Raw genomic sequence first — 12,279 nt, 5'->3', positions numbered from 1 at the left:
TGAAATCGACTACAAACTCAACGCCCGATTCGAAGCCCTGATGAACTCCTGCTTCAAATCCTCAAACCTGTGCACCGCCGGAAATTGCGGAAACTCGCGAATCACGTTATCCGGCGCATGAAACAGAATCCCTGCATCCGCCTCACCCAGCATCGTGGTGTCGTTGTAGGAATCCCCCGCCGCAATCACCCGATAGTAGAGGCTCTTGAACGCCAAGACCGACTGACGCTTCGGATCTTTCTGACGCAACTGATAGCTCGTCACCCGCCCCGAATCGTCGGTAATCAGACGATGGCACAGCAACGTCGGGAACCCCAGTTGACGCATCAGCGGCTGGGAAAACTCATAAAACGTGTCCGACAGAATCACCACCTGAAACCGCTCACGCAGCCAGTTGACGAACTCGATGGCGCCGTCCAGCGGCTTCAGCGTGGCGATCACTTCCTGAATGTCGGTGAGTTTCAGGCCGTGTTCGTCGAGAATCCGCAGGCGCTGTTTCATCAGCACGTCGTAGTCGGGAATGTCCCGGGTGGTCGCCCTCAGGGATTCAATACCGGTTTTTTCAGCGAACGCGATCCAGATTTCCGGGACCAGCACACCTTCGAGATCCAGACAGGCAATTTCCACAAGACACTCCCATTTGTATTGATTATTGAGTCGAGCGAGTAAAAGGACTGCCGAACTCTAGCGACTCAGGCAGCCCCGCGCAACGCAGAGGGCGCGCCAGCCGCTGCAGGATTTTGTTACCATCAGCCCTATATAGAGCGCCCAGCGCCACCGACCTGTAGGAAGCCGCCCTGATGAGCCCATCGTTCGATGTCGTGGAACTCGCCACGACCTATGCCAACAAATCCGCCCAGGACATCCTGAAACTCGCGTTCGCCGAGTTTGGCGATGACCTGTGGATATCTTTCAGCGGCGCCGAAGACGTGGTGCTGGTAGACATGGCCTGGAAGCTGAACAAGAACGTCAAAGTGTTCAGCCTCGACACCGGCCGCTTGCATCCGGAAACGTACCGCTTCATCGATCAGGTGCGCGAGCACTACAAGATCGACATCGAACTGGTGTCGCCGGACTACACGAAACTTGAACCGTTCGTGAAGGAAAAAGGCCTGTTCAGTTTCTACAAGGACGGCCACGGCGAGTGCTGCGGCATCCGTAAGATCGAGCCGCTGCGACGCAAGCTGTCGGGCGTGACCGCCTGGGCCACCGGCCAGCGTCGGGACCAGAGCCCGGGCACCCGCAGCGCCGTGGCGGTGATGGAAATCGACACCGCGTTTTCCACCCCGGAACGCACCCTCTACAAGTTCAACCCGCTGGCGCAGATGACCAGCGAAGAGATCTGGGGTTACATCCGCATGCTCGAGCTGCCGTACAACAGCCTGCATGAACGCGGCTTCATCAGCATTGGCTGCGAACCGTGCACCCGCCCGGTGCTGCCGAACCAGCATGAACGTGAAGGCCGCTGGTGGTGGGAAGAAGCGACGCAGAAAGAATGCGGGCTGCATGCGGGGAATATCATCAGTAAATCCAAGGCATAACCCCTGGCCTATGAATTCCCCCTGTAGGAGCGAGCCTGCTCGCGATGACGGACTGACATTCAATATTGATGTCGACTGCTACACCGCTATCGCGAGCAGGCTCACTCCCACAGGTTCTGTGACCGACTTCTACAAATGTGTACACATGAATGTCACCATAGGTGCCATTTTTGTGTGCACTTTTAGTTTCAGCGCCCCAAAAAGTTACATCCTCCTTTCCTGACTTCCGTAGTCGCGCTTTCCCACAACCTCGGCCGAAAAATAAATACCTGTTCAATCGGTCAACTTATATCGGATTTTTTTCAGTCACTTATCTCACACCGATAACAAAACGAAATTAGCCCTGACTTTCACAGGCCCGGAACTGGCATGGATCTGGCTTAAGTGCATGCATGTTTTGTATACAATCACACCAAAACATACACACACTTTAGATCCGCAAGCCTGAAGCGCCCTATCCCGTACAGACTGCAGATGCCCCGTAACCAATGATGCTTATTGCCCGCGACGAAGATTTGTCGAGCCCACGCTCATGCACAGTCATCGCGACGCCAAGCTCGGAGCCTGCCGGAATGCGTACTAGCCTCTCCAATAACAACATCGCGCTGGATCTGCCCTCCTTATCACCCACCTCCACCCCACACGATCAAACGTTTCAAGAACTCGTGGTGCTCAGCCCGCGCCTGCACAACAAGGACCTGGCGCCGACCAAAGCCGAAGGCCGACGCTGGGGCCGCTACAGCATCTTCGCCCTGTGGACCAATGACGTTCACAACATCGCCAATTATTCCTTTGCCATCGGGCTGTATGCGTTGGGTCTGGGCGGCTGGCAGATTCTGCTGTCCCTGGGGATCGGCGCGGCGTTGGTGTATTGCTTCATGAACCTCTCCGGCTACATGGGGCAAAAGACCGGTGTGCCGTTTCCTGTCATCAGCCGGATCAGTTTCGGCATCCACGGGGCACAGATTCCTGCATTGATCCGCGCCGTTATCGCCATCGCCTGGTTCGGTATTCAGACGTATCTGGCGTCGGTGGTGTTTCGTGTACTGCTGACCGCGGTTCATCCCGGATTCGCCGATTACGACCACAACTCCATACTCGGATTATCAAGCCTGGGCTGGGTGTGTTTCGTGGCGATCTGGCTGGTACAACTGGGCATCCTCGCCTATGGCATGGAAATGGTGCGGCGCTATGAAGCGTTCGCCGGCCCCGTGATTTTGCTGACCGTCGCCGCCCTCGCCGGGTGGATGTACACCCAGGCCAACGCGACCATCGCCTGGTCGATTCGCGAACCGCTGACGGGCGGTGAGATGTGGCGCAACATCTTTGCCGGCGGTGCGTTGTGGCTGGCGATCTACGGCACGTTGATCCTCAACTTCTGCGACTTCGCCCGCTCCTCGCCGTGCCGCAAAACCATCAAGGTGGGAAATTTCTGGGGCCTGCCGGTGAATATTCTGGTGTTCGCAGCCATCACGGTCCTGCTCTGCGGTGCGCAGTTCCAGATCAATGGCCGGATCATCGAAAGCCCGACTGAAATCATCGCGTCGATCCCCAACACCTTCTTTCTGGTGCTCGGCTGCCTGGCGTTCCTGATCGTCACCGTGGCGGTGAACATCATGGCCAACTTCGTCGCCCCGGCCTTCGTGCTCAGCAACCTGGCGCCCAAGTACCTGACCTTCCGCCGCGCCGGGCTGATCAGCGCGACCATTGCCGTACTGATCCTGCCGTGGAACCTCTACAACAGCCCGCTGGTGATCGTGTATTTCCTGTCCGGCCTCGGCGCCCTGCTCGGGCCGTTGTACGGCGTGATCATGGTCGACTACTGGCTTGTACGAAAAGGCCAGGTCAACGTGCCGCAGTTGTACAGCGAAGACCCCAACGGCGCTTATTACTACAGCCGCGGGGTCAATTTACGCGCCGTAGCGGCGTTCATTCCTGCAGCATTGATCGCCATCGTCCTGGCACTGGTGCCGGGATTCGACAGCGTGTCGCCCTTCTCCTGGCTGATTGGTGCCGGGATTGCCGGGATGCTCTACCTGATCATCGCCAAGCGGCAGCCTCATTACGCTGATGTCAGCGGTGAAAGCATCGCGGTCGACAACGTCAGCCACTAACCCACTGGCGGCCCAGCAGCGTCGGGCCGCAGAACCACCCTGCATTAAGGACTTTTCATGCGAATTCTCGTGGTCAACGTCAACACCACCGAATCCATCACCCAAGCCATCGCCCGTTCCGCCCAGGCGGTGGCCGCGCCGGGTACGGAAATCATCGGCCTGACGCCACATTTCGGCGCCGACTCCATCGAAGGCAATTTCGAAAGCTACCTGGCCGCCATCGCGGTGATGGACCGGGTGATGTCTTACGATCACCCCTTCGATGCCGTGATCCAGGCCGGTTATGGCGAGCATGGTCGCGAAGGCCTACAGGAATTGCTCAACGTACCGGTAGTGGACATCACCGATGCAGCGGCCAGCACCGCAATGTTCCTTGGCCATGCCTACTCGGTGGTTACCACGCTGGACCGCACCGTGCCGCTGATTGAGGATCGGCTGAAACTGTCCGGATTGTGGGACCGCTGCGCGTCGGTGCGGGCCAGTGGTCTGGCGGTGCTGGAGCTGGAATCCGATCCGCAACGGGCGCTGGAAGCGATTGTTCGTCAGGCGGAACTGGCGGTGCGGGAAGACAAGGCTGAAGTGATTTGCCTGGGCTGCGGCGGGATGGCCGGGCTGGATGAACAGATTCGCCAGCGCACCGGGGTTCCGGTGGTGGATGGCGTGACGGCGGCGGTTACGATTGCCGAGTCGCTGGTTAGGTTGGGGTTGTCGACTTCCAAGGTGCGGACTTATGCGACGCCGCGGCCGAAGAACATCATTGGATGGCCGGGGCGGTTTGGCAGGTAGACCGCGTTATCGTTCTTCGCGGGCAAGCCTCGCTCCTACAGGGATCTGTGGCGTCCACAAAAACCTGTAGGAGCGAGGCTTGCCCGCGAAGGCCGCGACTCGGTATTGAGTTTGGCTCAAACCGCACTGAACCGCAGCCCCAACCCCTGCTCCGCAAACTGCTCAATGATGAAATCCACAAATGCCCGGGTCTTGCCCGGCAGCAGTTTGTGTTCCGCGTAATAAATAGAAATGTTGCCGTCGTCGACATACCAGTCCGGCAACACCCGCTGTAACGTCCCCGCCTCCAGATACCCCACAGCAAACGGCATGCTCACCAATGCAATACCCAGCCCCTGGGCCGCCGTTGCGCACGCTGCCTCCGAATCGCTCATGGTCATCCGCGCCTTGAGCGTCAGCGGGTTGTGTTGCTGAGTGCGACTGGTCAATTGCCAGGAGCGCACTCGGCCGGTTTGAGGGGAGCGGATCAGAATGCCATCGTGGTCCTTGAGTTGATCGGGCTCGACGATCACAGCCCGCGCCGCCAGATACTCGGCTGACGCCACCAACACCCGATGCGCCGGGGTCAGCTTGCGCGCCACCACGCCCTGCGGCAGTTCGAATCCGCCACCAATCGCCGCATCGAAACCCTGGGCAATAAGATCGACCTGACGGTTATCGAAATGCCAGTCCGGGTTGATCGCCGGGAAACGCCGGAGAAATTCGCCAAGCAACGGCACGACATACAAACGCCCGAACACCGTGCCCATGCTGACCTTCAGGGTTCCCGCCGGCCGGCCCTCGGCGCTGGCAAGGTTGGCTACCGCATTTTGAATCGTGTGCAGGCTGGAACTGACTTCGCCGAGAAACAGATGACCGGCCTCAGTCAGCGTCAGGCTGCGCGTGCTGCGTTGAAACAGCCGCACACCGAGCCGGGCCTCAAGCTTTGCAACACTTTTACCGACCGCCGCCGGGGTCAGGCTCAAGCGTCGCGCGGCTTCGGCAAAGCTGCCAACCTCGGCGCTGCGCACGAAGCATTCGATACTGCTGAAGGTTTCCATAAGCGCCACTATAAACTTCTGGTTTACACAGACTATCGCAATTGCCGGCTACACAGCGTGCAATCCTGAATCGATACTAGGCTCCAACAACCGAGACATTCGCCTCGGGACTTCGGAGATCGATATGACTACTCAGAACCTCAGCGGTAAAGTGGCTTTGATTCAAGGCGGGTCCCGCGGCATCGGCGCAGCCATTGTCAAACGCCTGGCCGCTGAAGGCGCGACCGTTGCCTTCACCTACGTCAGCTCCACGGCCAAAGCCGAAGAGTTGCAAAACAGCATCACTGGCAACGGCGGCAAAGCCCTCGCCATCAAGGCCGACAGCGCCGACGCCGAGGCCATCCGCAACGCTGTGACCGCCACGGTAAAGGCCTTTGGTCGCCTGGACATCCTGGTCAACAACGCCGGTGTGCTGGCCGTTGCACCGCTGGAAGATTTCAAACTCGAAGATTTCGATCAGACCCTGGCCATCAACGTGCGCAGCGTGTTCATCGCCACCCAGGCCGCCGCCAAGCACATGACTGAAGGTGGTCGCATCATCAACATCGGCAGCACCAACGCCGACCGCATGCCCTTCGCCGGTGGCGGTCCGTACGCCATGAGCAAATCGGCGCTGGTCGGTCTGACCAAAGGCCTGGCCCGCGACCTAGGCCCACGCGGCATTACCATCAACAACGTACAGCCAGGCCCGGTCGACACCGACATGAACCCGGCCAGTGGTGACTTCGCCGAAAGCTTGATCCCGCTGATGGCGGTGGGCCGTTACGGCAAAGCCGAAGAAATCGCCAGCTTCGTTGCGTACCTGGTCGGGCCGGAAGCGGGTTACATCACCGGTGCAAGCCTGACCATCGACGGCGGTTTTGGCGCCTGATGCGGTCAGTCAACGCAAAATAACATGTGGGAGCGAGCTTGCTCGCGAAGGCGGAGTGTCAGGCAACATTGATGTTGTCTGACACTCTCTTTCGCGAGCAGGCTCGATCCTACAATTTCTATATCAAGCCCACTCGAGGGCTGGCAAACCACAAGCACTCGGTATGAACGCCTTCAACGTACGAAGAATCCCATCGGCGTGCGCATACTTTTCGTCAGCCATCGCCGCGTCGGGAATCGCAATCGCGGTCATCCCAGCCGCTTTCGCCGCAGTAACACCAAATGGCGAGTCTTCAAACACCAGGCAATCTTCCGGCGCAACACCCAGGCGCCGCGCCGCCGTCAGAAAGATATCCGGCGCCGGTTTCGCCGCGCCCACTTCAGGGTCATCGGCCGTCACAACAAAGTCGAACAGCGCGAACCAGTCGCGGTGCAACGTGGTTTTCTGGCCAAACGACTGACGTGAAGAACTGGTGCCGACCGCAATCGGGATGTTGTTGGCTTTCAAGTGCCGGACCAGCTCCTCGGCGCCGGGCATCGCCAAGGCTTGCGGAAAGCGCTCGCGCATCAGCGGTTCGCGGATCACCAGAAACTCTTCGGCAGTGATGGGCAGCTCCAGCGCCTCGACCACGTACCGCGCCAGATCACCCGCGCCACGGCCGATGATGTTCTGTTTGATGCTCCAGTCGAAGACTCGACCGTAGCGCGCAGCAATCATGGACGTAACCTCGGTATAGATGCCCTCGGTGTCCAGCAACAAGCCGTCCATATCGAAAATCACGGCCTTGATCGGGCCGAACTCATTCAGCGGTGCATTCATCGCATCTGATCCGTTTTCTAATGACATCCCAGAGGCGGCTCAGGTGCGGCCGGGTCCGTGATCGATTAAAGGATTCAGCAGCATAGCGAGCGCGGCTGCCATCGGGCAACGGGCAATCCCTCGCAGATACAAAAGTGCTCGCTGTCATTTAGCGATTTTCCCTACATAAAACGCCTCTTTTCCCGACTTCTTTACCCGTCGATCCCAAGCAAAGTCTCGCGCTCAACTTGATCTGCGCGAGGGACTGCGAATGTTCGTACCTGACAAGGTACTGGCCTTGAATAACGCCATCGGCCTGCTGGTGGTCGCCGCCATGGACCCCGAGCTGCCGAATTTCGAAGCGCTGCTCGATGACTTTCGGCTTTGCCTCAATGAGTATGACGCCTGGGCTGAAAGTTTCTGGACCGGCAAGGCGCTGGAAATCGAGCAGGTGTTCAAGGTCGGTCACGAAGTTCGCCTGGTTGCGCCGAAGAATTCCACCACGCCTGTCAGCTCGACCGTCGCCGCGTGCCCGGCAGCGGGTCACCTGACGCTGGTGCACATGTTCGATGCGGCGCGGTTCGTACCGATCGGCAATACCCCGGTGATGCTTGAGCCGATGATCTCCGAGGGCGTGTTTGGCGAGCCGGTCTACCACGAGATCGGCCCCAGCGGCATCCTCGAAATTCCCGAGTGCGCGCGCAGCCTGCGTTATCGCATTACCTTCTTTCCGAACGTTTCTGCGGCTCATGTCAAAGCGCTCTACGCCTCTTATCAAGGTGTCATCAGCGACCTGGAAGGCTGGCTGCGTAACGAGTGGAGCACCGAATTCGAACCCTTGTGGGCCGAGTTCGCCGAGGCCGGTTTCATCAAGCGCTACGGCCTGCTGCAACAGACCGACTGGCGCGGTTTCGAGAACTCGCTGAACGGGCTGTGGGATGACGTGAAGCAGATCTACGAGCTGATCGCGGACCTGCAAGCCAACAGTGAAAAGCTCCTTGAGTACCTGACTGAAACCGAACTTGAAACGCTGCTGAAGGCTTCGGCTGAATCTGTCGCCAATCTGTTGTTGGTGTTGAGTGATGAACCGTTGATGTTCATTCATCTGGCGGCGATCACCAGTTGGCTGCGAATGTTGCCTCCGCAGTTCATTGCCGAAGTCGTGGCTGAGATTCGTATCGGAATATTGATCGGCTTCCTGCTGGCGCGCTTCACAGGTCCTGCAGGACTGACGCTCGGTATCAGTGCCAAGGTGCTGGACAAGGTCAAATCCGACCGCGCGCGCACCTGGCTGGCCGCCGCGAGCCTGAGGCTGGCTAGTCTTGGCGCCAAGTCCGACCTGACGACTCACGCGGGCGTACTCAAGCCCCTCGCGGTCAATGTCCGAAATGCTCCGCTGAAACCCGCGCCCGCCGTGCCGTTGCAGATCAGCGCGGGCACTGCGCCGGTTTTGCTGGTGCAGAATCCGGTCGCCATCGCTCGCGACAAATCCGCAGCCATGACCCGATTGGGCCGGCAGGAACACCGTGACGACGTTCCCGATCAAGCGAAAAACCCCAACGGCGACAGCGCCGATTGCGGGCCGCTGACCTGCACGAACGGCTGCCCGGTGTCGATGGTCACCGGCGAAGAATTGCTGACCCTCGACGATGGTTCGCTGAACGGCCTGCTGCCTTTTGCATTTACACGGATGTACCGAACCAGCGCCGTGGAAACGGATTGCGGGCTGGGTTGGGGCTGGAGTCATTCGCTGGCGCATCGGCTGGAGCTGGACGCGGAACGCGTGGTCTGGACCGACCATGAAAACCGTCGCACGACGTTTCCCCTGCCCAGTCTTTCGCGTCCGGCGATTCATAACAGCCTGTCCCGCGCGGCCATTTATCTCGGTAATAAACCGGAGGAGCTGATTCTTGCGCTGGCCGGTGAAACGGCGCGGTTTTATCACTTTGTGAATGGTCGGCTGACGACCATCAGCGATGCCTACGACAACCGGCTGCATATCACCCGCGACCGCCAGGATCGCATTCAACGTATCGACAACGGTGCAGGACGTTCACTGCGGTTGCGTTACGAGCGCAGGCACATCGTGACGGTCGAGTATCAGTCGTTTCATCCCGCCGAGGGATTGGTGGACGCCTGGCGTACAGAGCAAACGCTGATTGCCTACCGCTACGACGCCCGTCATCGCCTGATCGAAGCGACCAATGCTGCCGGCGAAAGCGAGCGGTACGACTACGACGATCAACACGTGATTCTCCAGCGGCAGCTGGCCGGTGGGGCCAGTTTCTTTTGGGAGTGGGAAAGGTCCGGCAAAGCCGCCAGATGCGTCAGGCACTGGGCGACTTTTTCGCAGATGGATACGCGCTATGTCTGGGATGACGACGGCGGAGTATTGGTCAAGAACGTCGATGGCAGCGAAGAAGTTTATGTCCATGACGATAAGGCAAGGTTGGTGCGCCGGGTTGGGCCGGAGGGCGGCGAGCATCTCAAGGCGTACGACCAAAAAGGTCAGTTAATTGCCGAGCAAGGGCCGCTGGGGGCGATTACTCAATATCGCTACGACGAGATGGGTCGGCTGGTTGCCCTGATTCCTCCTGAAGAAGAGCCAACGTCCTACGAATACCGCAACGGTTACTTGCATGCGCGGTATCACGGCAAAGCGGTGTGGAAGTATCAGCGTAACGCGCAGGGCGATGTCACCGAGGCCATCGATCCCGACGGCCACATCACTCACTACCACTACGATGCTCAAGGACGGCTGCTGTCTATCCGTTACCCGGACACCAGCCGTCATGTGTTCGTGTGGGATGCAATCGGGCAACTGGTCGAAGAGACATTGCCGGACGGCCGTCAGCGGCGTTTTTCCTACGATGTATTGGGCCGGCGGATTACCCGTCAGGACGAACATGGCGCCGTCACTCACTACCAATGGGACGCCGTTGGCCGACTGACTCAGACGATTCTTCCTACAGGTGCCAGCCGCGCGTTCAGCTACAACGCCTACGGCAAGATCACCGCCGAACGCGATGAACTGGGGCGCGTCACCCGCTTTGAATACAACGATGACCTGCACCTGGTCAGCCGCCGGATCAATCCCGACGGCACGCAGCTGCGTTATCGCTACGACAACGCACGGCTGCTACTGACGGAAATCGAAAACGAATCCGGCGAACGCTATCGACTGGACTACACGCCCAGCGGATTGATCCGACAGGAAACCGGCTTCGATGGCCGGCGCACAGCGTATGCCTACGACCTCAACGGCCATCTACTGGAAAAAACCGAATTCGGCGATGACGGCTCGCAGCTGTTCACGAGTTACCAACGGGATACGGCCGGACGACTGCTGGTCAAAAACCTGCCGGATGGCGTCAACGTCGAGTATCGCTATGACAGCCTTGGCCGACTGGCCAGCGTCGATGACGGCCATGACCATCCGTTGGAGTTCGAGTACGACCAGCAGAATCGCCTGATCACCGAGCATCAGGGTTGGGGCACGTTGCGCTATGCCTATGACGCCTGCGGCAAGCTCAACCATCTGCGTCTGCCGGACAACAGCAAACTCGACTATCACCACGCCAAGGGCGGTGTGCTGACAGCCATCGATCTCAACGGCACGCGCCTTACAAGCCACACGTACAAGTCCGGCCGAGAGTTTCAACGCCAGCAGGGCATGTTGCTCAACCAATATGACTACGACGAACAGGGCCGCCTGAAAGCTCACGCGATCAGCCAGCACCATCAGCCCCTGTATCGCCGCGACTATGCCTACAGCGCCAACGGCAATCTTGAACACATCGCCGACACCCGTCATGGCCAACGCAGCTATCAATACGATCCGCTCGACCGACTGATCCGCGTTCGCCACTCCCGCGACCAGCAGCCCGAAAGCTTCGCCCATGATCCGGCGGGCAACCTGTTGATGCAGGATCGACCCGGTCCGACCACCATTAAAGGCAACCGCCTGCTGATGCAAGGCGATCGCCACTTCGACTACGACACCTTCGGCAACCTGATCCGCGAACGCCGCGGCACCGCACAAAAACTCGTCACCGAATACCGCTACGACTGCCAGCACCGTTTAGTCGGCGTCACTCTCCCGAACGGCAACACCGCCAGCTACCGCTACGACGCCTTCGGCCGTCGCATCAGCAAAACCGTTGATGGCAAAACCACCGAATTCTTCTGGCAAGGCGACCACCTCGTCGCCGAACACAGCCAGGATCACCATCGCAGTTACCTCTACGAACCCGGCACCTTCCGTCCGCTGGCCATGCTCGACGGCAAAGGCCCGCGCCAGGCGTGCCCGTTCTACTACCAACTCGACCACCTAGGGACACCGCAAGAACTCACCGACTACAGCGGCGACATCATTTGGGCCGCCCAGTACACGGCGTATGGCCGCCTGACCCGACTGAACCGCGACACCCATCAGGTTCTGGATCAGCCGTTGAGGTTTCAGGGGCAGTACTTCGATGCGGAGACGGGACTGCACTACAACCGGCATCGGTATTACAACCCGGATGTGGGACGGTATCTGACGCCGGATCCGAGTAAGTTGGCGGGTGGGGTTAACGGGTATCAGTACACGCGCAATCCGACGGGGTGGGTTGATCCGTTGGGGTTGAATGATTGCCCGGGGGCGGATGGGTGTAGGAAGCCGTCGTTTGGGGATGAGGATCCGGCGGGGAAGGCGAAGGTTGATGAGGGGGAAGCTACATCTCCAATACCTGGCGTCAAGACCGAATATCTCTATCGCGGTGACTCGAAGCACCCCGAGGAAATATTCAGAACGGGATTTAGGAGCAAAGGAGAAAGCCGCGACCTATTGCTTCATGCTATTGACAGTGATGATCCGCCAAGCAATTTCATTAGCACATCGCCATCCCGGCGTACCGCCATACAATTTGGTACAAAATTTGAAACAAGGAAAGGTTTCTTGTACACATTGAGAAAAATTAACGGAAGGGACGTCAACAAAGAGCTGAAAAATCTTGTTCCGTTTGCTGATGAAACCGAAATTGCGATCCCAGGTAGAATTGATACGGCCGATATATTAGGTGTAACACCGTTAAAGAAGGACGGGAGCTATGTCGGGTACTCCACGCCAAATCCAAGCAGGAGATAAA

Annotated in this window: 8 protein-coding genes; 5 read left to right on the top strand and 3 right to left on the bottom strand. The window is 58.8% G+C overall.

Translation table 11 applies throughout. From position 1 onward, the window contains the following. Window positions 1-9: 9 nt before the first annotated feature. Window positions 10-627: a bifunctional phosphoserine phosphatase/homoserine phosphotransferase ThrH gene (gene thrH, locus ACYZTY_RS07695; protein WP_461957952.1), complete on the bottom strand. Its 618-nt coding sequence runs from the start codon at window positions 625-627 to the stop codon at window positions 10-12. Between the two features lie 173 nt (window positions 628-800). Between thrH and ACYZTY_RS07690 the strand changes: the two genes are divergently transcribed. The 3 genes from ACYZTY_RS07690 to ACYZTY_RS07680 all read left to right on the top strand — a co-directional run bounded on the left by ACYZTY_RS07690 (window position 801) and on the right by ACYZTY_RS07680 (window position 4,441). Further along, window positions 801-1,541, top strand: coding sequence for a phosphoadenylyl-sulfate reductase (locus tag ACYZTY_RS07690; protein WP_150800675.1), 741 nt, complete (start codon window positions 801-803; stop codon window positions 1,539-1,541). A 572-nt stretch (window positions 1,542-2,113) separates the two neighbouring features. Continuing rightward, window positions 2,114-3,655 (top strand): NCS1 family nucleobase:cation symporter-1, encoded by a 1,542-nt coding sequence (locus ACYZTY_RS07685; protein ID WP_461957951.1) that lies wholly within the window; start codon window positions 2,114-2,116, stop codon window positions 3,653-3,655. Window positions 3,656-3,712: 57 nt separating this feature from the next. Next, window positions 3,713-4,441: an aspartate/glutamate racemase family protein gene (locus ACYZTY_RS07680; protein WP_461957950.1), complete on the top strand. Its 729-nt coding sequence runs from the start codon at window positions 3,713-3,715 to the stop codon at window positions 4,439-4,441. Window positions 4,442-4,557: 116 nt separating this feature from the next. On the opposite strand, the gene ACYZTY_RS07675 is transcribed toward ACYZTY_RS07680, so the two are convergent. Beyond that, the gene (locus ACYZTY_RS07675; RefSeq protein ID WP_461957949.1) at window positions 4,558-5,481 is read right to left on the bottom strand and encodes a LysR family transcriptional regulator; all 924 of its coding nucleotides are present in this window, start codon (window positions 5,479-5,481) and stop codon (window positions 4,558-4,560) included. 124 nt (window positions 5,482-5,605) lie between these two features. Between ACYZTY_RS07675 and ACYZTY_RS07670 the strand changes: the two genes are divergently transcribed. Continuing rightward, window positions 5,606-6,352, top strand: coding sequence for a 3-oxoacyl-ACP reductase family protein (locus ACYZTY_RS07670; RefSeq protein ID WP_008146002.1), 747 nt, complete (start codon window positions 5,606-5,608; stop codon window positions 6,350-6,352). A gap of 123 nt (window positions 6,353-6,475) precedes the next feature. On the opposite strand, the gene ACYZTY_RS07665 is transcribed toward ACYZTY_RS07670, so the two are convergent. Continuing rightward, window positions 6,476-7,171, bottom strand: coding sequence for an HAD-IA family hydrolase (locus ACYZTY_RS07665; protein ID WP_461957948.1), 696 nt, complete (start codon window positions 7,169-7,171; stop codon window positions 6,476-6,478). A gap of 250 nt (window positions 7,172-7,421) precedes the next feature. Here ACYZTY_RS07665 and ACYZTY_RS07660 point away from each other — a divergent pair, with 250 nt between their 5' ends. Next, window positions 7,422-12,278: an RHS repeat-associated core domain-containing protein gene (locus ACYZTY_RS07660; RefSeq protein ID WP_461957947.1), complete on the top strand. Its 4,857-nt coding sequence runs from the start codon at window positions 7,422-7,424 to the stop codon at window positions 12,276-12,278. Window position 12,279: the final 1 nt, after the last annotated feature.

This window comes from Pseudomonas sp. LB1P83 (assembly GCF_054897885.1).
The sequence above is the reverse complement of the archived record's forward strand: the minus strand, read 5'-3'. Positions and strand labels throughout refer to the sequence as shown.

What these genes read in the sequence shown, in the direction of transcription:
- ACYZTY_RS07670 (WP_008146002.1), top strand. Translation starts at nt 5,606, where the DNA reads ATGACTACTCAGAACCTCAGCGGTAAAGTGGCTTTGATTCAAGGCGGG.
- ACYZTY_RS07690 (WP_150800675.1), top strand. Translation starts at nt 801, where the DNA reads ATGAGCCCATCGTTCGATGTCGTGGAACTCGCCACGACCTATGCCAAC.
- ACYZTY_RS07660 (WP_461957947.1), top strand. Translation starts at nt 7,422, where the DNA reads ATGTTCGTACCTGACAAGGTACTGGCCTTGAATAACGCCATCGGCCTG.
- ACYZTY_RS07680 (WP_461957950.1), top strand. Translation starts at nt 3,713, where the DNA reads ATGCGAATTCTCGTGGTCAACGTCAACACCACCGAATCCATCACCCAA.
- ACYZTY_RS07685 (WP_461957951.1), top strand. Translation starts at nt 2,114, where the DNA reads ATGCGTACTAGCCTCTCCAATAACAACATCGCGCTGGATCTGCCCTCC.
- ACYZTY_RS07665 (WP_461957948.1), bottom strand. Translation starts at nt 7,171, where the DNA reads ATGAATGCACCGCTGAATGAGTTCGGCCCGATCAAGGCCGTGATTTTC.
- ACYZTY_RS07675 (WP_461957949.1), bottom strand. Translation starts at nt 5,481, where the DNA reads ATGGAAACCTTCAGCAGTATCGAATGCTTCGTGCGCAGCGCCGAGGTT.